This window comes from Paraburkholderia kururiensis JCM 10599 = LMG 19447 (assembly GCF_003986935.1).
Classification (GTDB): Bacteria; Pseudomonadota; Gammaproteobacteria; order Burkholderiales; family Burkholderiaceae; genus Paraburkholderia; species Paraburkholderia kururiensis.
This window is the reverse complement of sequence record NZ_RJZE01000003.1, coordinates 79656-103441: the sequence shown is the minus strand read 5'-3', so window position 1 is coordinate 103441 and position 23786 is coordinate 79656. Positions and strand designations below refer to the sequence as shown.

The 23786-nt window shown below is 66.0% G+C and carries 19 protein-coding genes and 1 pseudogene; 8 read left to right on the top strand and 12 right to left on the bottom strand.

Features of this window, described 5'->3' with window-relative positions; translation table 11 throughout:
• Positions 1 to 211: 211 nt before the first annotated feature.
• From PKKP23_RS04480 to PKKP23_RS04445, 8 genes are all read left to right on the top strand, one after another.
• Positions 212 to 1183, top strand: coding sequence for a nitrilase family protein (locus PKKP23_RS04480; RefSeq protein ID WP_275094555.1), 972 nt, complete (start codon positions 212 to 214; stop codon positions 1181 to 1183).
• Positions 1184 to 1289: 106 nt separating this feature from the next.
• Positions 1290 to 2459: a substrate-binding protein gene (locus tag PKKP23_RS04475; RefSeq protein ID WP_017773527.1), complete on the top strand. Its 1170-nt coding sequence runs from the start codon at positions 1290 to 1292 to the stop codon at positions 2457 to 2459.
• A gap of 66 nt (positions 2460 to 2525) precedes the next feature.
• Complete coding sequence (locus PKKP23_RS04470) at positions 2526 to 3359, top strand: branched-chain amino acid ABC transporter permease (RefSeq protein WP_017773528.1); 834 nt, start codon at positions 2526 to 2528, stop codon at positions 3357 to 3359.
• Complete coding sequence (locus PKKP23_RS04465) at positions 3352 to 5217, top strand: ABC transporter permease subunit (RefSeq protein WP_126875955.1); 1866 nt, start codon at positions 3352 to 3354, stop codon at positions 5215 to 5217. The genes PKKP23_RS04470 and PKKP23_RS04465 overlap by 8 nt, the downstream gene beginning before the upstream one ends.
• A complete protein-coding gene (locus tag PKKP23_RS04460) occupies positions 5214 to 5921 on the top strand; it encodes a branched-chain amino acid ABC transporter ATP-binding protein (protein WP_017773530.1) in 708 nt (235 codons plus the stop codon). Before PKKP23_RS04465 ends, PKKP23_RS04460 begins: the two co-directional genes overlap by 4 nt.
• A gap of 26 nt (positions 5922 to 5947) precedes the next feature.
• The gene (locus tag PKKP23_RS04455) at positions 5948 to 7240 is read left to right on the top strand and encodes an amidase (protein ID WP_126875954.1); all 1293 of its coding nucleotides are present in this window, start codon (positions 5948 to 5950) and stop codon (positions 7238 to 7240) included.
• Positions 7241 to 7353: 113 nt separating this feature from the next.
• Positions 7354 to 8472, top strand: coding sequence for a transporter substrate-binding domain-containing protein (locus PKKP23_RS04450; RefSeq protein ID WP_126876115.1), 1119 nt, complete (start codon positions 7354 to 7356; stop codon positions 8470 to 8472).
• Complete coding sequence (locus PKKP23_RS04445) at positions 8469 to 9089, top strand: ANTAR domain-containing response regulator (RefSeq protein ID WP_126875953.1); 621 nt, start codon at positions 8469 to 8471, stop codon at positions 9087 to 9089. The genes PKKP23_RS04450 and PKKP23_RS04445 overlap by 4 nt, the downstream gene beginning before the upstream one ends.
• Positions 9090 to 9109: 20 nt before the next feature.
• Here PKKP23_RS04445 and PKKP23_RS04440 read toward each other — a convergent pair whose 3' ends face one another.
• From PKKP23_RS04440 to PKKP23_RS04385, 12 genes and pseudogenes are all read right to left on the bottom strand, one after another.
• On the bottom strand, positions 9110 to 10024 hold the full coding sequence (locus tag PKKP23_RS04440; protein ID WP_126875952.1) for a LysR substrate-binding domain-containing protein: 915 nt from the start codon (positions 10022 to 10024) through the stop codon (positions 9110 to 9112).
• A gap of 160 nt (positions 10025 to 10184) precedes the next feature.
• Positions 10185 to 11564 carry an MmgE/PrpD family protein gene (locus tag PKKP23_RS04435; protein ID WP_126875951.1) on the bottom strand — a complete coding sequence of 460 codons (1380 nt, stop codon included), beginning with the start codon at positions 11562 to 11564 and terminating at the stop codon, positions 10185 to 10187.
• A gap of 107 nt (positions 11565 to 11671) precedes the next feature.
• A complete protein-coding gene (locus PKKP23_RS04430; protein ID WP_126875950.1) occupies positions 11672 to 12655 on the bottom strand; it encodes an ABC transporter ATP-binding protein in 984 nt (327 codons plus the stop codon).
• A complete protein-coding gene (locus PKKP23_RS04425) occupies positions 12652 to 13668 on the bottom strand; it encodes an ABC transporter ATP-binding protein (RefSeq protein WP_126875949.1) in 1017 nt (338 codons plus the stop codon). The genes PKKP23_RS04430 and PKKP23_RS04425 overlap by 4 nt, the downstream gene beginning before the upstream one ends.
• A complete protein-coding gene (locus PKKP23_RS04420) occupies positions 13665 to 14552 on the bottom strand; it encodes an ABC transporter permease (RefSeq protein ID WP_126875948.1) in 888 nt (295 codons plus the stop codon). Before PKKP23_RS04420 ends, PKKP23_RS04425 begins: the two co-directional genes overlap by 4 nt.
• Complete coding sequence (locus PKKP23_RS04415) at positions 14549 to 15490, bottom strand: ABC transporter permease (protein WP_126875947.1); 942 nt, start codon at positions 15488 to 15490, stop codon at positions 14549 to 14551. The genes PKKP23_RS04420 and PKKP23_RS04415 overlap by 4 nt, the downstream gene beginning before the upstream one ends.
• On the bottom strand, positions 15487 to 16656 hold the full coding sequence (locus tag PKKP23_RS04410; protein WP_126875946.1) for an NAD(P)/FAD-dependent oxidoreductase: 1170 nt from the start codon (positions 16654 to 16656) through the stop codon (positions 15487 to 15489). The genes PKKP23_RS04415 and PKKP23_RS04410 overlap by 4 nt, the downstream gene beginning before the upstream one ends.
• On the bottom strand, positions 16653 to 18050 hold the full coding sequence (locus PKKP23_RS04405; protein ID WP_126875945.1) for an FAD/NAD(P)-dependent oxidoreductase: 1398 nt from the start codon (positions 18048 to 18050) through the stop codon (positions 16653 to 16655). The genes PKKP23_RS04410 and PKKP23_RS04405 overlap by 4 nt, the downstream gene beginning before the upstream one ends.
• Positions 18051 to 18130: 80 nt before the next feature.
• A pseudogene (locus tag PKKP23_RS04400) lies at positions 18131 to 18418 on the bottom strand ((2Fe-2S)-binding protein); the annotation flags it as partial.
• Entirely contained in the window at positions 18399 to 19502 is a 1104-nt protein-coding gene (locus tag PKKP23_RS04395) for an NAD(P)/FAD-dependent oxidoreductase (RefSeq protein ID WP_126875943.1), read from the bottom strand. The pseudogene PKKP23_RS04400 and the gene PKKP23_RS04395, both read right to left, overlap by 20 nt.
• Before the next feature lie 99 nt (positions 19503 to 19601).
• On the bottom strand, positions 19602 to 21173 hold the full coding sequence (locus tag PKKP23_RS04390) for an ABC transporter substrate-binding protein (protein ID WP_240658741.1): 1572 nt from the start codon (positions 21171 to 21173) through the stop codon (positions 19602 to 19604).
• Positions 21174 to 21651: 478 nt separating this feature from the next.
• Complete coding sequence (locus tag PKKP23_RS04385) at positions 21652 to 23418, bottom strand: methyl-accepting chemotaxis protein (RefSeq protein WP_126875942.1); 1767 nt, start codon at positions 23416 to 23418, stop codon at positions 21652 to 21654.
• Between the last annotated feature and the right edge of the window lie 368 nt (positions 23419 to 23786).

The window sequence follows — 23786 nt, the reverse complement described above, 5'->3', positions numbered from 1 at the left end:
CAGGCCAGAAGGATCGCGTCGTTCAGGGCACGCATCGCAGCTGATCGGTCTGGCGGGGCGAATCCGGCGCGGGGATTCGGTGCCGGGTTGCTTCGTGTTTTTCCCGGTATTTTGAAAATAGGTTGACAGCAGAAAACTGGCTTCCTAAATTCGCATCACTGGTTGCGGGCCCTTAGCGGCGGCAACCCGCGGCAACGATGCCGCGCGACACATGGACGGCTACGTAGCCCCCGAACTTGCGTTCAACGCCAGTTCGGGGGCTTTTTGCTTTTGGAGAACGAACTTGGCAATCGACTCACGCAACACCCCGGATGCACGTCCCGGCCTGCCGGTCGTGGCTTGCATCCAGATGGAACCTCGCGTCGGCGAGAAGCGCGACAACGTTGCGCGCACCGTCGAGCGGATGGAAACCGCCGCCGCGCACGGGGCGTCGCTCATGGTGCTGCCCGAACTCGTCAACACCGGCTATGTCTTTGCCGATCGCGCCGAAGCGGCGGCGCTCGCCGAAGCCTTCGACGAGAGCGACACGCTGCGCCTCTGGTGCGACGCCGCGCGGCGCCTCGGCATCTATCTCGTCGCCGGGATTGCCGAGCGCGAAGGCGAGCATCTCTACAACTCCGCTGTGTTCGTCGGACCGGCCGGCCTGATCGGCCGCTATCGCAAGCTGCATCTGTGGAACGACGAGAAGCGCTTCTTCGAGCCCGGCAACCTCGGCTTGCCGGTGTTCGACACTCCCTTCGGGAGGCTTGCCATCGCGATCTGCTATGACGGCTGGTTTCCGGAGGTCTACCGGCTAGCGTCCGCGCAGGGCGTCGATCTGGTCTGCGTGCCGACCAACTGGGTGCCGATGCCGGGGCAGCGGCCCGACGAGCCCGCCCTCGCCACAACCCTCGCGATGGCCGCCGCGCACAGCAACGGGCTGATGATTGCGTGCGCGGACCGGATCGGCACCGAGCGCGGACAGCCATTCCTCGGCCAGAGCCTGATCGTGGGCGGCAACGGCTTGCCGCTCGCGGGCCCCGCGAGCCACGACCGCGAAGCGATCCTCTACGCGCCGATCGATCTCGAGCGCATTCGCGCCGGACGTTCGCTCGGCCCGCTCAATCACGTGCTGCGCGACCGCCGCACCGACGTGTATGAGCTGGTTGCCGGCACCGGCTCGCCACCGCGCGATGCGGGCTGAGCCGGCAATGCCCGTGCCGTTGCGTCGTTCCTTTCGCCGTTCCCTTCCGCAATTGCCTTTTGCAATTCCCTTTTGCAGTACCTCGACCACACCTGAAGGAGATCGCATGAACCCATTTAAGCATCGCATGGCGGCCGGAGCCGTTCTGGCGGCCGTCGCTTCCATCGTCTGTGCCGGCGCGTGGGCCGCCGAGCCCATCAAGATCGGCGTTGCCGTCGGTCTGTCCGGCGCGAACAGCGTGGTGGCGCCTGCCGTGGTGCAGTCGTCGCAGCTTGCCGTCGACGAGATCAATGCCGCGGGCGGCATCCTCGGGCGCAAGGTCGAACTCGATATTGCCGACGACGCGTCCGGCGCCGTCGGTGCGCAAAAGGCCTACGACACGCTGGTGTTCCAGAAGAACGTCGACGCCGTGATCTCGATGGAAACGAGCGCGGCGCGCAACGCGGCGCTGCCCATCGTTGCGCGCGGCAAGAAGCCGTTCATCTACACGTCGTTCTACGAAGGCCGCTCGTGCAGCCCGTGGATGTACGTGAACGGCTGGGTGCCCGACCAGCAGGTGGCGCCGGTCGTCGACTACTTCATGAAAACGAAGGGCGCGAAGAACTTCTTCCTCGTGGGCAACGACTACGCTTTCGGCCGCGGTATGCTCGACTTCACCTCGAAGTACATCGTGCAGCACGGCGGCAAGGTGATCGGCGAGGAGTTCCTGCCCATCGACGGCACCGACTGGACGCCGATCCTCTCGAAGATCCGCGCAGCGCATCCCGATGCGCTCATCAGCGCAACGGCGGGCGGCGCGCCGAACGTGTCGCTCGCGAAGCAGTTGAAGGGCTCGGGGCTGGATCTGCCGTACGGCAACCTGGCAATCGACGAGGGCACGGCGAAGAGCATGGGCGATGTGGCCACGGGCATCTACATGTCGGCTTCGTACCTGACGGGTATCGATAACCCGGGCAACAAGAAGTTCATGGCCGCGCTGCACAAGCGCTTCGGCAACGACATGAAGACGCCGAACGAGCTGTCCGAACCGCAATACGAGGCGTTCTATCTGTACAAGAGCGCGGTCGAAAAGGCGGGCTCGACCGACGCCTCGAAGGTGATCGCGGCGCTCGGCACCGTGTCGTTCGACGGACCGCGCGGGCCGGTGAGCATGAACCGCAGCCGCCATACGCCGCTCGCGATGCGTCTCGGCCAGATTCAGCCCGACGGGTCGGTGAAGATCCTGCAGACCTTCCCGAGCGTCGATCCGCAAGAGCAGTGCCCGAACATCAAGTAGCGATTCAACGCGCTCCGTGCGCCCGCCGTTGCAACGGCAGGCGCACGCGTGCGAGCGGAGGCAGGCATGGTTCTGGTACTCGATATCCTGACCACGGCAGCGGTGCTGTTCATCGTGACGGCCGGGTTGATGGTGATTTTCGGCGTGATGAAGATCGTCAATTTCGCGCACGGCGCGCTGCTGACGATGGGCGCATATGCGAGCTTCGTCGTCACGCAACTCAAGCTAAACCCCTGGCTTGGCGTGCCGCTTGCGCTCGTCGTCGGGGTCGCGGCCGGCATGCTCGTTGAACGGGTGATCGTGCGGCCGCTTTACAGGCGCCCGCTCGATGCGATTCTCGCGACGTGGGGGCTCGGCATCGTGATCGGCCAGCTCATCGTGATGGGTTTCGGGCGCGAGGTGCAGTTCGTCGAGTCGCCGCTGAAAGGGGCCGTGTCCGTGGCGGGCACGGACTATTCGGCGTATCGCCTGCTGCTGGTGCCGGTGGCGCTCGCGCTCTGCGCGGCGCTCGTCGCGTTGCTGTCGGGCACCCGCTTCGGCGTGAAGACGCGCGCGGTCATCATGAACGAGGATCTGGCGCGCGGCCTCGGCATTCATTCCGGCCGCATCCGCTTCATTACCTTCAGTCTTGGCGCGGCGCTCGGCTCGCTCGCGGGCATGCTGATTACACCGCTGTCCAGCGTCGATCCCGATATGGGGCTGCCGTATCTCGTCAACGCGTTCATGCTCGTGATGGTGTCCGGCTATTCGATGACGAGCCTGCTGCTCACCTGTCTGGTGTTCGGTGCGTGCCAGGTGCTCGTCAGCACCTTCGTGAGTCCGGTGCTCGGCGGACTGACCATCGCCGTGCTGGCGGCGTTCACGCTGCGTATCCGGCCGAGGGGGTTCTCGCATGGCTAAGGGCAATCTTTCGCAGCGCCGCGCCGGCCACGACGCGATGCCGCGTCCGCTCCGGCCGGTGGGGTTGGGCATGCCGCTGGTGCGCCGCGCGCTGCCGTTGGCCGCGGTGGCGCTGGTGCTGCTCGCGGCGGGTCCGCTGGTGTTCGGCACGTATCTGCTGAATGTGCTGATCCAGGCGTTCTTCTTTTCGATCGTCGCGGTGACGGTGGACATTCTCTGGGGCTACACGGGTTATCTGACGTTCGGGCAGTCGGCGTTCTTCGGCATTGGCGCGTATGCCGCCGGCGTGGTGTTCACGCATGGCGGCTTCTCGCCCGGCTTTGTGCTGCTCGCGCTGCTGGTGGCCGTGGCGGCCAGCGCGACGGTGGCAGCGCTGCTCGGCTGGCTCTCGTTCTACCGGGGCGCGTCGCCGTTTTTCGCAACCGTCATGTCGCTGGTGCTGCCGATCGTGCTGTCGCAACTCGTGCTGTCGGGCGGCCAATGGACCGGCTCGAGTTCCGGCCTGACGGGCTATCAGACCTTCGACCTCTCGCTGCAGGCCTGGTACTGGATCGCGGGCGCGGGTCTCGCCATCGTGGCGACGGTCGGGTGGGTGTTCGTGCGCAGCGACGGCGGCCGGGTGCTCATGGCGATTCGCGACAACGAATCGCGCTGCTCGTATCTCGGCATCGACACGTCGCGCGTCAAGATCGTGCTGCTGATCGTGACGGCGGTGGTCGCGGGCATGGCAGGCTTCGGCTACGGCTCGTTCAGCGGCGTCGTTGCGCCCGAGCTGACCGGCTTCGTGCTCGGCACGCAACTGATCATCTGGGTGGCGCTGGGTGGGCGCGGCACGTTGTGGGGGCCGGTGGCCGGCGCGCTCTTGATCAACGTTGTGACGTCCTATCTCAGCGGCAGTCTGCCGTTCGCGTGGCAATTGATCCTGGGTGCGGCGTTCGTCACGGTGATCGTGCTGCTGCCGCAAGGGCTCGTGCCGTTGCTGATGCGTCCGTTGCGCGGCTTCGCCACCACGCGCCGGGTGCCCACCCTGGTCGAGCGGCCCGTGCGCGACGATGCCGGCACGCGGGACGAGTCCGGCATGGCCTTGCGCATGCAGGGCGTGGCGCGGCATTTCGGCAGCCTCAAGGTTCTGCAGGGCATCGATCTGAGCGCACAGGCAGGCGAGCTGGTCGGGCTGATCGGGCCGAACGGTGCGGGCAAGACCACGCTGATGCGCTGCATGAGCGACGGCGCGGAGCGCTCGGCAGGCGAAGTCGCGCTGTGCGGCCATGACATCCGGCGCTTGCCTGCGGACCGCTGCGTGCGTTTCGGCCTGGGCCGCAAATTCCAGAACGCGAACATCTTCGACACGCTGACGGTCGCCGAATGCCTGCGGATCGCGGGCACGCTGCTCGAGCGGCCTTCGCTGCTGCGCGTGTCGGACTCGCTGGCGCTGCCGCCTTACGCGCTCGACGTGGTGCGCGCCACGGGCCTCGACCAGAAACTGGCGGCCGTGGCGAAAGACCTCTCGCACGGCGAGCAACAGGCGCTGGAACTGGCGATGGTGCTCGCGCTGGAGCCGCGCATCGTGTTGCTCGACGAACCCACGGCGGGTCTCACCAAGACCGAACGCACGCAGATCGGCAACGTGCTTGCCGCGCTGGCGCATCGGTACCGGTTGTGCTGTCTGCTGGTCGAACACGACCTGGATTTCGTCGCGGAGATCGCCACGCGCATCGTCGTGCTGCACCAGGGGCGCATCGTGATGGAAGGCAGCTTCGACGAAGTCGTGCATTCGGAGCTGGTGCGCACCATCTATGCCGGTACGGCGCAGCCACAGGCGGACGGCATCGCCGCCGCGGGCGGGGAGGCAGCATGAGCGCAAACGCATTGGAGCTGCGCGGCGTGACGAGCGGGTACAAGGCGTCCGTCGTACTGCGCGGTCTGTCGATGAGCGTGGCGGCCGGCGAGGCGGTTGCGCTGCTCGGCAAGAACGGCATGGGCAAGACCACGCTGCTGAAGACCATCATGGGCTACCTGCCGAAGCAGGGCGGCTCCATCCACGTGAACGGTCTCGACGTCACGCGACTGCCGCCGCACCGCATCGCGCGCGCGGGCATCGCGTATGCGCCGCAGGAGCATGCCCTGTTTCAGGATCTGTCGATTCGCGACAACCTGCGGCTGGGGCTGCCGGACGTCTCCGTGTTCGACGAACGCTTCGCGGACCTCGAACCGCTGTTTCCCGTGTTCAAGAGCCGCCTGAAGCAGCATGCCGGCACGCTGTCCGGCGGCGAGCAAAAGATGCTGCTGGTGGCGCGGGCGCTGATGACGCGACCGTCGATGATGCTGCTCGACGAGATTACGGAGGGCCTGCAGCCTTCGGTAATCGACCGCGTTGCCGAAGCGCTGTTGTGGGAGCGTAGCCGCCATGGCACGACGGTGCTGCTGATCGAGCAGCACGTGCCCTTCGCGTTGCGGGTCGCGGACCGCTATGCGATCCTCAAGCAGGGCGAGATTATCGACCACGGCGACGCGAAAGATGCCGCCGCCGCGGCATCGATCTTCGATCATCTGCGCGTATGAGCGACACCCAGGAGAGTGCTTCGAACATGAATGCAGACATGCTTTATCGGCCGGTGTCCGGCCTTGCGCTGCGCGAGCGCAGCGGCGACACACCGGAAGAACGGGGCGGTGCGGTGCTGGAAGCGCTCGCGCGCATCGAAGCGGTGGACGCCGACCTGCGCGCGATGACCGCCGTGCTCGGCCGCGAAGAGGCGCTGGCCTGCGCGGCGGCTGCGCGCGGGCCGCTGGCCGGCCTGCCGGTCGTGGTGAAAGACATCTTCGACACCGCCGATCTGCCGACAAGTTACGGTTCGCCGATCTACGCAGGCCATCGGCCGGCTGCGGACGCGGTGATCGTGACCTTGCTGCGCCGCGCTGGCGCCGTGGTGCTCGGCAAGGCCGCGACCACCGAATTCGCGTACATGGCGCCCACCGATACGCGCAATCCAGCCGACCTCGCGCGCACGCCGGGCGGTTCGTCGTCGGGCTCCGCGGCGGCGGTGGCGGCCGGCATCGCGCCATTCGCCATCGGCTCGCAAACCGGTGGCTCCACCATCCGGCCGGCCTCCTTCTGCGGCATCGCCGGCTACAAGCCGACCTTCGGCATGCTGCCCACCGTGGGCATGAAGTGCTTCTCGTGGTCGTTCGATACGGTGGGGCTGTTCGCGGCCGGCGTACGCGACGTCGCGTTTCTTGGGCAGGCGCTGTCCGGGCGCGAGCTGTCGGTCGCGGCCGGGCCGCAGCGGCCCGTGTTCGGCGTGCCTGTCGACTACCCGTGGACCGCGCCGTCGGCGAACGCTGTGGCGGCCATGGACACCGCGATCCGCGCGGTCGAGCAGGCAGGCGGCAGTGTCAGGCCAGTGCGCTTCGAGGCGTGGATGGCGGAACTGGTGGCCGCGCACGGCGTGATCCAGAGCTATGAAGCATGGCAGACGCTCGGCTATGAGTACGACCACCATCGCGCTGCGCTCTCCGCGCTGCTCGGCGAGTTTCTGGAGCGTGCCGGCACGGTGGACGTCGTGGCTTACTCGAACGCCCGCGCGCAGATGCACCGGGCGCAGGGCCGGCTCGACGACCTGTTCGACGGCGTGACGGCACTCCTCACGCCGAGCGCGCCCGACGAAGCGCCCGAGGGCCTGGGCACGACCGGCGACCCCGCGTTCAACCGCAACTGGACGCTGCTCGGGTGTCCGTGCGTGAACGTGCCGGGTCTGCGTGGCAGCAACGGCGCACCGGTCGGTGTGCAGGTGATCGGCCGGCCGTGGGACGACGCGCAGACGCTCGCCGCAGCGGCCTTCGTCGAGCAGGCGATGGCGAGCGCGGGCAAGGTGGCGCCGTGAGTGCTTCCATCGGCGCCGCCCGCGGGGCGGTCACACGCGACGACGCGGCGAAGCATGCGCCGGACCCATCGGGCGGCGAGCCGCCGCGGGCAGGCCACGACGAAAGCTGGCGCATCGGCGTGCTCTATTCGCGAACCGGCATCACCGCAGCGACGGAGTCCGAGCACTTTTTCGGCACCGCGCTCGCCATCGAAGAGATCAACGCGACGGGCGGCATCGACGGGCGGCTGCTCGACCCGGTCGTGTACGACCCGAAGAGCGACGCCGACGAATACCGCCGGCTCGCCACCCGCATGCTGCAGGAGGACGACGTCAACGTGATCTTCGGCTGCTCCACGTCGTCGAGCCGCAAGGCGGTGCTGCCGGTGATCGAGCGCAATAACGCGCTGCTCTGGTATTGCTCGATCTACGAAGGGTTCGAGTATTCGCCGAACGTCATCTATACCGGCGCGGTGCCGAACCAGAACAGCATGCAGCTTGCCGCGTGGCTGCTGCGCCACGTGGGCCGGCGTTTCTTCCTGATCGGCGCGGACTACATCTATCCGCGCGAGTCGAACCGGATCATGCGCGACATCGTGGAAGATCACGGCGGCGAAATTGTCGAAGAGATCTATCTGCCGAGCGACGCGGATGCCGCCTCGCTCGAACGCGTGCTGCGCGACATTCGGGCGGTCGAACCGGACGTGGTCTTCTCCACGCTGATCGGCCGCTCGGCGCGGGCGTTCTACGCGCTGTACCGCGAGCACGGGCTCGACCCCGCGCGCATGCCGATTGCGAGCCTGACGATGACCGAGGGCGAAACGCGCATGATCGGCCCCGCGCTGTGCGGTGGCCACATCGTCTCGGCCACTTATCTGAACACGCTCGACAACGACAGTAACCGGCGTTTCTTGACGTCGTGGCGAGCGCGCTTCGGCGACCGGCCCGCCAGCATGTGGTCGGAGATGGCGTACAACCAGGTGCAGCTCTTCGCGGCGGCCTTGAAACAGACCCGCAGCCTCGACACGGCAAAGCTGGTCGAAGCGATTCATGAGGTGGAATTCGACTCGCCGGAAGGTCCGTTGAAGATCGACCCCGCCAACAACCATGCGATCCTGACGCCGCGCATCGCCGTCTGCCGGCCGGACGGCGCGTTCGACGTGGTGTGGGAAAGCCGTGGCGTGGTCAAGCCCGACCCGTATCTGACCGCCTACGGCTTCGGCGAATTCTGGCTCGATGGGGAAACGGCATGAGCGGCAGCGCACGGCGCCTGTTCGACGACCTGCGTTCGCTGCGGGTCACGGTCATTCATCCACCGGGGGACGACCGCAGCGTGCTGGAAGAGCAACTGCGCCGCATCGGCTGCCCGGTGCGCGTGATCTGGCCGTTCCCCGCGCGCCTGCCGGCCGATACGGACGTCATCTTCTTTCTCGTCGGTCCCGAGCTTCGCAGTGCGGGCAACTGGTGCGCGGCGGATAGCAGCGCGACGCTCGTCGCGCTGTCGGACTACGAGAACCCGACCGCGCTGAAGATGCTGGTGGACACCCAGGCGCATGGCGTCATCACGAAACCGTATCGCTCCACCGGCATTCTCAGCACGCTGGTGCTCGCACGCGCCTCGTCGGGCTACCAGCAGCGGCTGCACAGCAAGATCGGCAAGCTGGAGGAAGCCATCAAGGCTCGCCGGCACATCGAGAAGGCCGTGCGCCTGCTGATGGATTCGCAACGGCTCGGCGAAAACGAAGCGTACGAACATATGCGCGCGCGTGCCACGAGCCTGCGCATCACCGTGGGCGAGATTGCGACGATGGTGATCGATGCGCACGAGGCGATGGAAAAGCTTGGCCTCGCCAAGCCTGCGAATTCGTGACGGCGCGGTTGCCGCAGGACTCACGCATTCAACGTCTCGTGAAAGACTTCGTCGGCCACCTGCCGTACTTCGTGGAAGAACGCCTCGACCAGACTCGAATTCTGCGACGCCGGCATGCGGCACAGCTGGAAACGAAAATGCACCTCCGGTTCGAAGCGGCGCAGCACGATGCGGTCCTGCATGCCGCCGCCGAACAGCGGATGAATCAATGAGACGCCAAGGCCGGAGGCGACGAACTCGCATACGCTCGGCGCATTGTCGGTTTCGAGCACGACGTTCAGGTGGACGTTGTGCTCCTCGAAAACCGTTTCCACCAGCTGGCGCGTCTGGCTCATGAAAAAGAACGTGACGAACGGGACGTTGTCCAGATCGCGCGGGCGAATCACCTTCTTTTTGCACAGCGGATGCGAGGGTGGCAGCGCACAGACGAGCGCATGTTCCATCAGTGGTTCACGCGCGATGTAGGTGTTGTCCACCAGACCGTTCACGAGGCCAAGATCGAGCTGGCGGGTCACGAGCCATTCGGTCACGATCTGCGAGCTGCGCGAGTGGATGGCCAACGTGACGTCCGGGTGCGTTTTCAGGAAATTGAGCGAGACCCGGCGTATGAACGAGCCGGCCAGCGCGGGCAGGGTGCCCACGGTCAAATGGCGCTGCTCGTCGCGGCGAATCGAGTCGATAGCCTGCTCGAGCTGCCGCAGGCCGGCGAAGATGCGGTCGATCTCGCCGTACAAACGCATTCCCTGGCGCGTCGGCGCGAGCTTGCCGCGTACGCGATCGAACAAGGTCAGGCCGGAGTCGTCTTCCAGGTGGGTCAGCATCTTGCTGACTGCGGGTTGGGAGATATAGAGAATCTCGGCGGCGCGGCTGACTGTGCCCTGTTCGATGACCGCCTTGAACGCTTCGATCTGTCGCAGATTCACCTGACGCTTCATGCCATCACCCTATGGGATCGATTTATCGCAGCCAGTGCTGAAGTTCAGGATGATGCATCGAAGGCGACGGCGCCTGCAACGCGAGATTCCGCACCCTTGCCGTTCACCGCACGGTGGGCGATGAAGGGGTGATGAAGGGACGGCGCGGTCGCTTCGCAGCCTACCGGGCGCCAGCTGCCGGGGCATCCGTCGGTGCGTCCGATGGCGCATGGTCGAACACCAACGTACCGAGGCACGCCAGCAGGCCGTCCAGGTCGCCGGAAGCCAGCGCATCGACGGCATCGAGCAGCCGGCTTTGCTGTTCTTCGGTGGAGATCAGTCTTGTCGCTGCGCGGAATTTGGCCTCCAGCTCGGCCCAGGTGAGGGCTTTCGTCGCTTCCCCGCGCGGGGCGGTGACATCGGAGGTGACGCGTCGCCCTGCGCTCGTCACCGTGACGCGAGCCAACGTCTGCGCCGGAAAGCAGGCATCGAGTTCGGGGGCGAGGCGCAGCGTCACCTTTTCCGCCAACGCGCTGATGTCCTCCCGAAACAGCTGCTCGTGCGTGAGAGGCAGCAATGCCGACGGGCCCGCTATCGCCGCGATGGCGAGGCAGTAGGGAATGCTGTATTGAATTTCGACGAGATTCGCCGGACGTGGCGTATTCAGGATGCGCAGCGCGCCGCTATGAGTCGCGACCTCGATGGCGTCGACGCTGCGCATGTCGAGGCCGTGTCGGCTGATCAGCGCCAACAGGGCATCGACCGGTGCATGCACGTGGCGGCAGCACGCATAGAGCTTGAAGTAGACGTTGCGGATGTGCGCGGCCTCGCCCGCACGGAACGCGTCGGGAAAGCGGAAATGACGGGCGCTGTCGAGAATATTGCGCGGCCCGGTATGTCCGGCCTGGGCCAAGCCGAGCGCCATGAGACCGGTGACCACCGACCAGGGGATGCCCTCCTTGACGTCGCTTCCCTCCGGGTTCGTCGTGCGAGGCGCAGGGGCACTCGCGAACGCCTGGTTTGGCGCGCTTTCTCCCGCAATGGCGAGTGCATGCTCGAGTACGGCACGCGGCGTCTTGCGCAACGCCGCGGCCGTGGCAACGACAGCGTAGGCGGACCACGTGCCCGTGTTCCCATACGTGAGGCGTGCCGCGCCGATCGTCACGCCGACCTCGTAGCCGATGACGATGGCGCTAATGAGTTCTTCCAGGGTGGCGCCGGTTTCCTCGGCAACGGCGAAGGCGGTCGGGATCACGGCTGCGCCAGGATGGCCGCGTGCGAGACGGTGGCCGTCGTCGAGGTCGAGCACGGACGCCGCGGCGCTATTGGCCCACGCCGCGCCGATAGCGGACCCGGCCAGTCCCGCGAACCAGATCGACGATCGCCCCGCGCCGAAGGTGTCGAGCGCCATGCCGCGCACCGCCACGACGCCTCGCTCGTGAAGACCCGCCGCAGCCGCGCTCAACAGGTCGAGGATGCAGCGGAAGGCGGCTTGCCTTGCAGGCTCGTTCGCGCGCTGCTCGCGGGCCGTTACGACGTACTGCGCAATGTGCGTCGTCATTCCGTGTGCGCGGGCGGCGTCCGAGGCTGCTTGCCCGGGTTGGGCGGCCGCCTGAGAATGTTCACTTGATGCAACCATGATGTGCGGAACCGATTCGTTGAGTATCGCTACGCGCACTCGTGCGCCGTCAACGGAAAATGGCAGGCCGCGCTGCGCCCGGCCGCCACCGCGTCGAGATTCGGGGTCTTCTCCATGCAAGGCCCGCTGGCGCGCGGACAACGCGGATGGAAAGCGCAGCCGGCAGGCAGCCGGGTAGGCGATGGAATTTCACCCTCGATCTTCGCCAGGTGCAGCCGTTCCCTCGGGTCAGGCACCGGCGACGAATCCCTGAGCACGCCGCTGTACGGATGCGCCGGCGTATCGAGCAGCGAGCGGGTTGGACCGCTTTCGACAATGCGGCCGAGGTACATGACGCTCACGGTGTCGCAGAATTGCCGGACGACGCCGAGGTCGTGCGAGACGAAAACGAACGACAGCCCACGCTCTTTGCGCAAGCTCGCAAGCAGTTGAAGGATCTGCGCCTGCACCGAGACGTCGAGGGCCGACACGGGCTCGTCGGCAATGATGAGTTCGGGGTCGAGCACGAGTGCACGCGCGATCCCGACACGCTGGCGCTGGCCGCCGGAGAATTCGTGCGGATAGCGGTCGAGCGCGTCGAGCGGCAGCCCGACGTCGAGCAAGGTCTTCGCCACCTTCTCCGCGATCGTGCGGGCATTGCCCCGGCGGTGAACGTACAACGGTTCTTCGAGCGTCTGGCGTACCGTGCGGCGAGGGTTGAGCGACGCGTAGGGGTCCTGGAACACGATCTGGATGCGCTGGCGCAACGCGCGCATTTGCACGGCGCTCGCCTGCCTCAGATCGATTCCGTCGAACACGATGGAGCCGGAGTCGGGTTCGATGAGGCGCAGCAACGTGCGCGCAACCGTCGACTTTCCGCAGCCGGATTCGCCCACGAGCCCCATCGAGCCGCCTCGCTCCAGCGTGAAGGAAACCTCGTTCACGGCCCGCACGACCTGGCGTGGTGCGCCAAAGCGCCCGCCGCCGCTCACGAAATGCTTGACCAGACGGTCTACACGCAGCAGTTCGCTCATAGCGACGTCTCCCCCTTCGTTCGTAACGGTGTCAGCGCCACCGGGCAGCGCGCGACATGATCGCGGGCGCCGCCCGGCACCGGCAGCAAGTCGGGATGCTCGTGTTCGCACCGAGCCTGCCTGTGCGGACAGCGTGCCGCGAACGCGCAGCCGGAGGGCATCGTCGAGAGCGTAGGTGCCTGCCCCGGAATGCCCTGGAAGGCGTCGATGTCGAGATCGACGCGCGGCATCGCGCGCAGCAAGGCCTGCGTGTAGGGATGCGTGGGCCGTGCAAACAGCGCGTCGACATCCGCCAGCTCGACGATCTCGCCCGCGTACATGACCGCCACGCGGTCGGCGATTTGCGCAACGACGCCCAGGTTGTGCGTGATGAACAGCACCGACATGCCATGCGCGGCCTTGAGCTGCGCCAGCAGCGCCAGGATTTGCGCCTGGATGGTGACGTCGAGCGCGGTGGTGGGTTCGTCGGCCACGAGCAGCGCCGGCTTGCACGCGAGCGCCATCGCGATCATGGCGCGTTGACGCATGCCGCCTGAAAACTGATGCGGATAGTCGTCGATGCGATTCTCAGCACCCGGGATGCCCACCTCGCGCAAAGCCGCGAGCGCCTGGCGGCGCGCGTCGGCATACGGAACGTCGTGATGCTGGCGGATCGCTTCGACGATCTGATCGCCCACCTTCATCGTCGGGTTCAACGACGTCATGGGGTCTTGGAAGATCATGGCGATCTGATTGCCGCGCACTTGGGTAAGCTCCGCCTCGGACAACGCTGAAAGGTCGCGCCCCTCGAACAGGATCTGACCGCCGCCGTGACGTGCCGCCGCTGTCGGCAACAGCCGCAGGATGGATAGCGCGGTCACGCTTTTGCCGCTACCCGACTCGCCGACGAGCGCCACCGTTTCGTTGCGCGCCACGCAGAGCGACACATCGCGCACGGCGGCGCGCCATTGCCGGCGGATGCGGAATTCGGTGCGCAACGCGCGAAGTTCCAGAACGGGCGAAGGCTGCGTCATCTGTTCTCTCCGCGAAGTTTGGGGTCGAGCACGTCGCGCAGGGCGTCGCCCAGCAGGTTCAAGGCGAGCACCGTGACAAGAATGGCGAGACAGGGAAAGACGATCAGCCACCAGGCGTCGAGAATGTTGTCGAAGCCATCGCGGATCATGCCGCCCCATGTCGCGATGGGAGGCGGCACGCCGAGCCCGATGAAGCTGAGCGAGGCTTCGGTACGGATCGCCGTGGCCATCCACATGGATCCCAGTACGATCACTTCCGAAATCATGTTGGGCAGGATATGCACGGCCATCAGGCGAATCGGCCCGTAGCCCAGGGCCCGGCCGGCCTCGATGAAGTCGCGCTGCTTGAGCGCGATCGTTGGTGCGCGCGCTACGCGCACGAAGGGCGCAATCTCCGTAATGGCGATCGCCACGATCAGGTTCTGCAGGTTGGCGCCGAGCATGGCCGCCACCATGAGGCCCAGCAGCAGCGCGGGAAACGAAAGCAGCACATCGACGAGCCCCATCACGAGCTGATCGACCCAGCCGCCGAGATACCCCGCCAGGATGCCGAGCACGAGGCCCACCACCATCGCGATCAACACGGCGAGAAAACCCACCAGCAGCGAAATGCGCGCGCCGTAGATGAGCCGCGACAGGACATCGCGGCCATAGCTGTCGGTACCTAGCCAGTACTGCGCCGAAGGCGGGTCCAGCCGATAGGCGATGTGCTGGCTGATGGGGTCGTGCGGTGCGATCCAGGGTGCGAATACCGCCGCGAGCGTGACTGTCGCGAGCACGATCAGACCGATCCATGCGATGCGATTGCCTAGCAGCGTTCGCCACAGCCCGCCAGAACGGGCGGCGGGCGTGGCGGGAGGAGACGAAGTGGCCACAGTGCTCATTTGAATTTCACCCGAGGGTCGACCCACGCGTAGGCGAGGTCGGTCACCAGATTGACGACGATGACGCAACAGGCGAACACGATCATCAGGCCTTGCAGCAGCGTGTAATCGCGCGAATTCAAGGCGCCCAGAATCAGTTTTCCGATACCGGGCCGGTTGAAGACGATTTCGGTCAGCACCGAGTTGCCGATCAGCGTGCCGAAATAGAGGCCTACCACCGTCAAGATAGGAATCAGCGCGTTGCGCAAGGCGTGCCGCAGGATCAATTGGGCCGGTCGCAGCCCTTTGGCCCGGGCCGTGCGGATGTAGTCCTCGCCCAGCACGCTCAGCATCGAGGAGCGGGTGACGCGCGTCACATAGGCCGTCATGATCAGCCCGAGGTTGAAGGCCGGTAACACCAGACCGCGCCATTGGCCCCATGGGTTGCCCGAGGTCGAACTGCCGATGACGGGAAACCAGTCGAGTTCGATCGCGAACGCGAGCAGCATCAGGATGCCCGAGACGAACGCCGGAAACGACAGGCCGGCCAACGAAAGCAGACGCGTGACGTAGTCGGGCCAGGCATTGCGCCGGAGTGCGGCCCAGATTCCGAGCGGCAAGCCGAGCCCGATGCCGATCACGATCGCGGCGACGGTGAGCTGCAACGTCCATGGCAGCACGGCCGCTACTTCGCGCAACACGCTGTGGCCGTTCGCAAGCGAGCGGCCCAGATTGCCGCTCAGCACGTCGGCGAGGAAGTGCAGATATTGCGTGTGCAGCGGCAGGTTCAAACCGAGTTGATTGCGCAGGGCTGCCAGCGCCTGTGCGCTCGCCTGGTCGCCGAGCATGGCGGCGGCCGGGTCGCCCGGCACGAGCCGAACGAGCACGAACACCGCGGTGAGCATGGCGAGCAGGGTGGGGACCGCAAGCAACAGGCGCTTGAGGGTGTATCGGATCATGCGCAGACCTCCGAAGGCGGGACAACCATCAAGCGGTGAGCACTGAGCGCCGCGATGGCGCGGCGCGTCGAACCATGGACGATCAGGTCCGCCAGCGCGGCGCCCACCACGGGCGCGAGCTGAAAGCCGTGGCCCGAATACCCGAAGGCGTGGAACACGCCCGGCGCGTTCTTCGCAGGCCCGATCACGGGGAGCATGTCCACTGTCCTCGCTTCGAGACCGGACCAGACGCGCACGATCCGAACGTCGCGTACGCAGGGGAACAGGTCGGTTGCCGCGCGGGCGCCTTTGCACAGAACACCCATGCGCACCTCCGCGGTCTCGCGGTCCAGATCGGGCACGCCTTGCAGGCCCCCGCCGATCACGAGCGTACCCTGATCCGACTGCTTGAAGGACAGCGGGCGCCCCATGATCGAAACGACCGGTTCGATCATGGCGGCAATGCGTTCGGAGACGATCATCATGGAGGCTTTCGTGCCGAGTGCAATCGTGTCGCCGACCATCGCCGCGATGCGCGCGCCCCACGCGCCCGCCGTGTTGACGACGGCCGGCACGACGAGCGTGCCGGCTTGCTGGTTGGCGCCATCCGCTGTGTGGTCCATGTCGATGGCCCAGTCCGACCCGCACCGCGCAATACCGCGCACGCCGCAGCCTTCGCGAATCACGACGCCGGCCGCTTGCGCGCTGCGCCGAAACGCAGCCAGCGTGCGATGCGGATCCGCCGCTCCGTTGTCCGCCGCAATCGAGGCGCCGACGCAATGCGGGCTGATCACGGGAACCCGTCGGCGCAGTTCTTTGGCATCGATGATCGCCTCGTGCGTATATCCCCTGGCGTTGAGGTCGGCGACGTGTGCCTCGAGCTTCGACAAGCTCGCGGCATCTTCCGCGACGCAAATCTGGCCATGCGCGTGAAAGCCGCAATCGTCGCCGACGAGCGATGCGATGCGATGCCACATCTCCATGGCTTCGAGCGAGAGATCCAGTTCGCGCAGGTCGCGATTCAGCGTGCGCACGCCCGCAGCCGACGCCCCCGAGGCATGCCTGCCGACCCACGCGCGTTCGAGCACGACGACGCGCCTGCCCGCGCGCGCCAGGTGCAACGCCGCCGACAGGCCGTGCAACCCGCTCCCGATCACAGCAACGTCGAATACGGCCTGGCTCGTCACGTGTCGCTCCCGGTGTCGAGCGATGCCAGTTCTCCGAGCGTCAACGGCTTCAAAGGCGGCCTGATGCGATAGAAACCGATCTGCTCGACGCTCTTGCCGTGTGCCGCGGCCAGGATATGCGCAACGGTATAGCCGCACTGGCGACCCTGGCACGGCCCCATGCCTGCGCGCGTGAAGGCCTTGATCTGATTCGGGCCGGGCTGGCCGATGCGGGCCGCCGCACGGATCTGGCCGGCGGTCAGTTCCTCGCAACGGCACACGACCGTGTCGTCGTCCGGTGCGAAGAGTTCCGCACGCGGCGGATACAGCGCGTCCAGCATGCCTCGCATCGACAGTTGTGCAGCCAGGGTTCGCCGCAACGGCGCCGCCATGCGCTGCGCCGCCTCGTCGGTCAGCTTGCCGGCCCGCAGCGCGATGCCGAGCGCGGCCAGTTCGCCACGTGTGCACGCTGCGCGCGCCCCGCCGATGCCGGAGCCGTCGCCGGCTGAAAATATCCCTGGTTTGCTCGTCTGTCCCCACGGGTCGAGTTCCGGCGCGAGGCATCGTTGGTCGGCGCGCCACGCATGTTGGCAGCCCAGCGCCTGGGTCATGTGTATGGAAGGCACCACCCCTTCGTGTACGAGCAGCAGATCCAGGTCGAGCCGCCGCGATTGTCCGTCGGCGGTGCGATAGACGAGGTGCGCGAGGCGCTCTTGTCCTTCGCCGCGTAACTGCGTCACGCCGCGGACAATGGGAAAGCCGGCACGCCGCAACTCGCGCGTCCAGCCGAGGCCTTTGAGCAGGTCTTTCCACGCAGGCAACGCCTGCGCCATGTGTGGCAGGGCGCGCCGCCAGCCGCCGGCAGGGGACGTATCGAGCCATCCCGCAATCCGGCCGCCGGCTCGCAGCAGTTGCACCATGTACAGCAACACCAGGGGACCGCTGCCCGCGATCCACGGTGCCGGTTGTGGAATCTCACGCGCGGTCTTCAGAAGAATCTGCGCGGCCCCAACCGTCAACACGCCAGGCAAGGTCCAGCCCGGGAACGGGGCGGGGCGTTCCTGCGCGCCCGTGGCCAGCAACACGTTGGCCGCGTGCACGCACTCCGCCTGCTGGCCACGGCTCATGAAGACTTGCCAGCCGGGTTCGATCTGCCAGACCTGCGTGCCCGGCTCGTAGAGCGCACCGCTCGCGCGAAATGCGCGGACAAGCGGCAGACCCGCGGCGTATTCGTCACCCAGCAGGTCGCCGGTCCGGGTGCCGGCCCGTGCTTCGACCGCGCGCCAGATCTGGCCGCCCGGCGCCTGCTGTTCGTCGACGACGATCACGCTGAGATCCAGGCTGCGCGCGCGCAGCGCGGCGCTCATGCCTGCTGGCCCGGCTCCCACAATCAACAGGTCGACTGAGCGGCTCATCGCGGCGCTCCTTGCGCCGTCGCGCCGGGAGAGGCGACAGCGCCGGCCACCGCATCGTCGCGCACGGTCGCGGCGAGTACCCGCCGACCGTGCTGGCGCTCCACGCGCATGCCGTCGCGTACCTGGACGAGGCAGGTCTGAACCGAAGCCACGCCGTCCACGTTCGCGAGGCACTCGAAACATACGCCCATCATGCAATACGGCGTGCGCGGGCTGCCGTTCACCGGCGTTGTGCGCGAGATCGGAGAAGCGAGCCGCAACAATACGGCGGCCACGCTTTCGCCCGGCTCTGCGCTGACCGTCTGTCCATCGACCGTCAAGGTCATGACGGGGGCCTGCTCCCCGGGGTCATGCAGTTTGCGGAACATTGAAACGTCCATGGTGAAAGATCTGTAGTTCGTCTGGAATCCGTGCTTGCGCCACCGCGGCGGCAAGCGGTCCGGCATGAAATGCGGCGAGCGTGATGCCGGAGTGGCACAGCGCGACCCAGGCGCCAGGGTAGTGGGCAGACTCGGCATAAACCGGGCAACCATCCGGCGTCATCACGCGCAGACACGACCAGTGCCGCACCAGTTGCGCCTGCCGGAGCGCGGGCAATATCCGGCCGGCCTGGCGGCTCATGCGGGCTGCGGCAGTCGTCGTCGTACTCAGGTCATAGCCGACGTTTTCCTGCGTGACGCCGATCATCACGGTCCCTTCCGCCGTCTGCCGCAGGCCGCTCGCGGGCAGCGGCAGGATGGGCGCCAGGCGCTCGGTGACAAGCAGCTGACCGCGCTGCGGCCGCAACGGAACGTCCAGCCCGACCATGGGACCGAGCGCCGACGAACCCAGACCCGCAGCGACGACGACCCGAGGCGCTTCGAAACGCTGTGCGCCGACATGAACCGAGAAGCCGCCACCGGCGAGCGGCGCAATGCGCGAGACCGGACTGTTGGTCCGCAATGTGCCACCGTGTACTTGCAGCCCGCGCTGTAAAGCGGCGAGCAAACGCAGCGGATTGACGTGGCCGTCCATGCGTCCATAACTTGCGCCGCTCACTTCCGGCCCGAATTGCGCCTTTGGGAACAGGCGCTGCAGCTGCGCGCGATCGAGCATCTCCGTACAGCTTGCTTGCCCTGGCAGTTGCTCGTGCCAGCGCGCGAGCTTCTCGGCCCGCTGTTCCCATTGCGTCTGACCGACGCAGAAGTGAATGCCGCCATTCGCCCGGTAGTCGATTTCGATGCCGCTGTCCGCCGTCAATTCCTGCGCGAAGGTGGCCCACAATGCGGCGCTCCGACGCGAAAGCTGTTGATAGGCCGGCTGACCGAAGCCCTTTCCCTGCACCCATACGAGACCGAAATTCGCTTTGGCCGCGCGCAAGTCGCCATCTGCGCCGTCGAGCACGAGCACCCGCCAACCCTGCCGGGCGAGGCCGTAAGCAATGGCGGTTCCGACTACGCCCGCGCCCACCACGATGGCATCGCTGGATTGCGCATCGCGTTTATATTCTGGATCACTAACTGGTTTCATGAGCGTACGCGATGAATGAAACAGTTCGACGCATTACCGGTTTCAGTGAGCAGCCAGCGTGGTCTTTTCGGTAATGAGCGGGGCGAGGTTCAGCGAGCCTTTCAGGTCGTAGCCATACTGCACCTTGTCGCTGTGCACCCAGACCTGGAGCAGACCGAAGAGCGGCACGGAGCACACGTCGTCGTGAATCTTCTGCTGCGCGCTTTTCCAAGACGCGAGCTTTCTGTTGAGATCCGGCTCGACGCGCGCCGCGCGGATATCGGCGTCGGCCACCGAACAATGCGAGAAGTTGGACATCGCTGTCGGCGTATTCACCGAGGCAGCCGAATCGTAGAACTCGCTTAGCCAGATATCGGCATCCGGATAACGCGCCGCGCCGTAGAAGACGAGCGCGCTCAGATCTTTCCGGCTTTGCGCCTGGTAAGTCGAGTGATCGACGATCTGCATGTCCAGCTTGATTCCGGCTTTGGCCAGCTGTGCCTGGATGATTTCCATGATGGGCCGCTGCGCCGAGATGTTCGACACGATCGATTTGATCGTGACTCCGTTCGGATAGCCGGCCTGCGCCAGCAACTTGCGCGCGTTCTCGACGTTGTACGCGTAGCCGCCGCTCGAGCAGTCTTCTCCGAGGTAGCCCGGCGGAACGGCCGAGCATCCCTTGACGGCTACGTCGGCGCCCACGTAATGCATGATCTCGTCGATGTTGATCGACTCGGCAATCGCTTCACGCACCTTGAGGTTGTCGAGCGGCTTGATGGTGCGGTTGATGAACAGCGTGCGGAATTCCGCCGGCTGGAAGATGTCGACGTGCGCCCCGTTGCGCTTGCGCTCGCGTTCTACCCAGCGCTGCTCGCGCTTGCCGTAAATGACGTCGAGTTCGCCGGAAGCGAAGGCCAGCTCGCGATCGCTGTCTGAGGGAATCATCCGCCAGGTGATGCCCGCGAGCTTCGGCTTGCCGCGGAAGTACTGGTCGTTCGCGACCAGTTTCACGTACTGCTGCGTGACGTGCTCGCCAAATGCGAACGGGCCGGTGCCGACCGGATGATTGCCGAATTGACTGCCGTATTTTTCGGCTGCTTTCATGCTGACGATATAACCGCCGTGATAGTTCGACACGCGCCCGGGAAAATTGGCGTCCGGGTACTTCAACGTGACGCGCACGGTATAGGGGTCAACGGCTTCGACGCCGTCGATTTCGGCAAAGCTCGCGGCGAAGCTCGAACGCTTGGGGTCTGCGGCGCGCTTGAGCGAGTAGACGACATCTGCGGAGGTCAACTCGCCCCAGCCGCCCTGGAACTGGACGCCGTGACGCAGATGAAACGTCCAGACCTTGCTGTCGCTCGAGGCTTGCCAGCTTTCGGCAAGATCCGCTTCGAGCGATTTCGGATCCGCGCTGCCGGGGGCGAAACGCGCGAGGCCATTGAATATCTCGGCAACGACGGTGACGTCGTTCGTCGACGTGGCGCGGTCAGGGTCGAGCGTCGCGATGTCCTCGGCGCCGGAGGCCGCACGAATCACCGGGCGCGAATCGGCCTGCGCGTGAGCGGCGAACGGATACACGGCACCCGCCGCAGCCAGCATGCCGAGAAGCAAGGGGAAGAGTCGACTGTTCATGTAGTCCGTTCTTGAGTCGAAATGCGTTGTTTAGAACGCATCGTTATGGGTGGCCCTACGGTAGGACCGTCAAATTCGACTGTCAAAGACCGGGATTGGCGTGGGCTATTCCGTGCGGTTATAGGTGGGGTAATCCCTGGCGGCGTGCCGAAGGCGTCTGCAACTCGCCTTGTCACTGCTCGCCCGTTGGCGGAACCAGGCGGGATGGACATCAACAGAATTGGACCTGGGCCCGAGATTGCCGCATCGCCGCGGCATGCCAGGTGTTCTCACTGGAACCCGTATGGCTCGCGGGCAGACGGGGCTGCCCGCGATACCTGATCGTTGCGCGCCTGTCGAAGCGGGCCGCGCAACGCAACGTGGAGAGCCGAAAGCGTGAGCTTGCGCAGCCTCACCCAATACGCCCGGCGCCCGCGAGCCGCGCGGACTCCATGACTGCGTTCATTGCATTCTCCCGTGATGAAGCGGCATGCGAGCGTCAAAAGGTTTCCCAGTCGCGAGCGGCATTCGCGCTCGCAAGGGCGGGAGCGGACGCGGGCGCCGCCACCGGCGTGCGGCTCGAAACCGCAGGCCGGTCAGCCGCACTGCGCTTTGCTGCCGGCTTGCGTGCCGTTGCGGCCGTTGCGGCTGGCGCGGCCGGGGCCACCGCGAGCCGGCCATACCGGGCTTCCTCGTTCGAACCCAGACGGAAGAACGACACGGCCTCGGTCAACTGATGCCCCTGGTCTTCAAGCGACCTCGAAGCCGCCGCTGCTTCTTCCACGAGCGCCGCGTTCTGCTGCGTGACTTCGTCCATCTGCGTGATCGCGACGTTGACCTGCTCGATGCCGCGACTCTGTTCGGTGGAGGCCGCCGCGATCTCGCCCATGATGTCGGTCACGCGCGCCACGGCCTGGGTGACTTCGACCATGGTGCTGCCCGCGTCGTCGGCAAGACGGGACCCTTCCTGGATTTTCTGCACGGAGGCGGCAATCAGATCCTTGATTTCCTTCGCCGCGCTCGAGGAGCGTTGCGCAAGGCTGCGCACTTCGCTGGCCACCACGGCGAAGCCGCGGCCCTGCTCGCCGGCGCGCGCCGCTTCCACGGCGGCGTTGAGTGCGAGGATGTTGGTCTGGAACGCGATGCCTTCGATGATGCCGGTGATCTCCGCAATCTTCGACGAGCTGTGGCTGATGTCGGTCATGGTCTCCACGACCTGGCCCACCACGGTGCTGCCTTTGTGCGCGACCTCGGACGCATTGCCGGCCAGTGTGCTCGCCTGCTGCGCGTTCTCTGCGTTCTGACGCACGGTGGAGGTGAGTTCTTCCATGCTCGAAGCCGTTTCCTGCAGCGAAGACGCCTGCTGTTCCGTACGCGATGACAAATCCTGGTTGCCCGAAGCAATTTCGCTGGAGCCTGTGGCGATGCCGTCGGCGGCAGTGCGAACCAGGGCGATCAGCCGCACGAGGCTTGCCTGCATCTCGCTCATCGAGGCGAGCACGCTGCCCTTCGGCGCACTTTGGGCGCCGGCAACCGTGCTCAGATCGCCTGCGGCCACGCGGCGCGTGATGTCGCTGAGCGTGGACGGCTCTGCGCCAAGCGAGCGCGTGAGGCCGCGCGTGATGAGCAGCGCCGCGACCACAGCAGCCGCAAGGGCGGCGAGACAGATGCCGATCAGCAGGACACGCTGGCTCGCATAGTGTTCGGCGGACTCCTGCATCATCTGCTGCGCGCGGCTACGCGTGTAATGGCTATAGGCGTTCGTTGCCTTGATGAGTTCGGCAAGCAGCGGGCGGCACTGGTCGTTCATCATCGCGATGGAATGATCGTGCTGGTTGTGCAGGGCGGCGTCGACGATGGCAAGCGCGACAGGGCCGTACTGCGTTTCGACGCGGTCGATGCCGGCCACGAGTTCGCGCGCCTGCTGAGTTGCGCTCGCGCTGTTCGCCACCGCTTCCTTCAACTGGCGAAGCCGCGCCTGCACATCTTCGTGGGCTTGCGTGACGGCCGCCTTTTCGATTTCGATGTCGCTGGGTTTGGTCACGAGCACGAGGTTGCGCGCGGCAATCGCGCGCCGATCCACTGCGGTGCGAACCTGTTCGGCCAGTTCCGCGCGGGCGCTGATTCCGCTCACGTAGTCCGAAAACCGTTCGTTCGCGTCGCCAAGCGCACGCAGCGCGATCCCCGAAACGAGAAGAACGAGGGACGCCAGCAGGCCGAAGGTCACGGTGAGTTTGGCTCGCACCGTCATTTCCTTGAAGTTCATACGCGTGTCCTCCTGTGGTTCGCATTGAACGATCTCTTGTCTTGCTATTTCGTCGCCGTCGCGCATTTCCTAAATCGCAATGCGCGCGCAAATCGTTTGCTTCAGGGTTTGCTCCAGGCAAACGACCGAAAGGTCGCACGCACGTGCGTTTTTTTGCGACGCATTTCCTGAAGAAAGGCTCCGTAACTCAAAGGCGGGCAAGCAGCGCAATGGAGCATTCGCTGAAACAGCGAATCGCGCGGAATGTCTTTGTCCGCAGGGCTTCCAGGCGCCACTTGACGCATATCGAGAAACGACAGGAAGAGGAGCGCCCCAGCGGATCGGCGGTACCGCAACCGGCAGTTCGAGATCGGGTGACTGCGCCGATA

What these genes read in the sequence shown, in the direction of transcription:
- PKKP23_RS04480 (WP_275094555.1), top strand. Translation starts at nt 212, where the DNA reads ATGGACGGCTACGTAGCCCCCGAACTTGCGTTCAACGCCAGTTCGGGG.
- PKKP23_RS04475 (WP_017773527.1), top strand. Translation starts at nt 1,290, where the DNA reads ATGAACCCATTTAAGCATCGCATGGCGGCCGGAGCCGTTCTGGCGGCC.
- PKKP23_RS04470 (WP_017773528.1), top strand. Translation starts at nt 2,526, where the DNA reads ATGGTTCTGGTACTCGATATCCTGACCACGGCAGCGGTGCTGTTCATC.
- PKKP23_RS04465 (WP_126875955.1), top strand. Translation starts at nt 3,352, where the DNA reads ATGGCTAAGGGCAATCTTTCGCAGCGCCGCGCCGGCCACGACGCGATG.
- PKKP23_RS04460 (WP_017773530.1), top strand. Translation starts at nt 5,214, where the DNA reads ATGAGCGCAAACGCATTGGAGCTGCGCGGCGTGACGAGCGGGTACAAG.
- PKKP23_RS04455 (WP_126875954.1), top strand. Translation starts at nt 5,948, where the DNA reads ATGAATGCAGACATGCTTTATCGGCCGGTGTCCGGCCTTGCGCTGCGC.
- PKKP23_RS04445 (WP_126875953.1), top strand. Translation starts at nt 8,469, where the DNA reads ATGAGCGGCAGCGCACGGCGCCTGTTCGACGACCTGCGTTCGCTGCGG.
- PKKP23_RS04440 (WP_126875952.1), bottom strand. Translation starts at nt 10,024, where the DNA reads ATGAAGCGTCAGGTGAATCTGCGACAGATCGAAGCGTTCAAGGCGGTC.
- PKKP23_RS04435 (WP_126875951.1), bottom strand. Translation starts at nt 11,564, where the DNA reads ATGACGACGCACATTGCGCAGTACGTCGTAACGGCCCGCGAGCAGCGC.
- PKKP23_RS04430 (WP_126875950.1), bottom strand. Translation starts at nt 12,655, where the DNA reads ATGAGCGAACTGCTGCGTGTAGACCGTCTGGTCAAGCATTTCGTGAGC.
- PKKP23_RS04425 (WP_126875949.1), bottom strand. Translation starts at nt 13,668, where the DNA reads ATGACGCAGCCTTCGCCCGTTCTGGAACTTCGCGCGTTGCGCACCGAA.
- PKKP23_RS04420 (WP_126875948.1), bottom strand. Translation starts at nt 14,552, where the DNA reads ATGAGCACTGTGGCCACTTCGTCTCCTCCCGCCACGCCCGCCGCCCGT.
- PKKP23_RS04415 (WP_126875947.1), bottom strand. Translation starts at nt 15,490, where the DNA reads ATGATCCGATACACCCTCAAGCGCCTGTTGCTTGCGGTCCCCACCCTG.
- PKKP23_RS04405 (WP_126875945.1), bottom strand. Translation starts at nt 18,050, where the DNA reads ATGAGCCGCTCAGTCGACCTGTTGATTGTGGGAGCCGGGCCAGCAGGC.
- PKKP23_RS04390 (WP_240658741.1), bottom strand. Translation starts at nt 21,173, where the DNA reads ATGAACAGTCGACTCTTCCCCTTGCTTCTCGGCATGCTGGCTGCGGCG.
- PKKP23_RS04385 (WP_126875942.1), bottom strand. Translation starts at nt 23,418, where the DNA reads ATGAACTTCAAGGAAATGACGGTGCGAGCCAAACTCACCGTGACCTTC.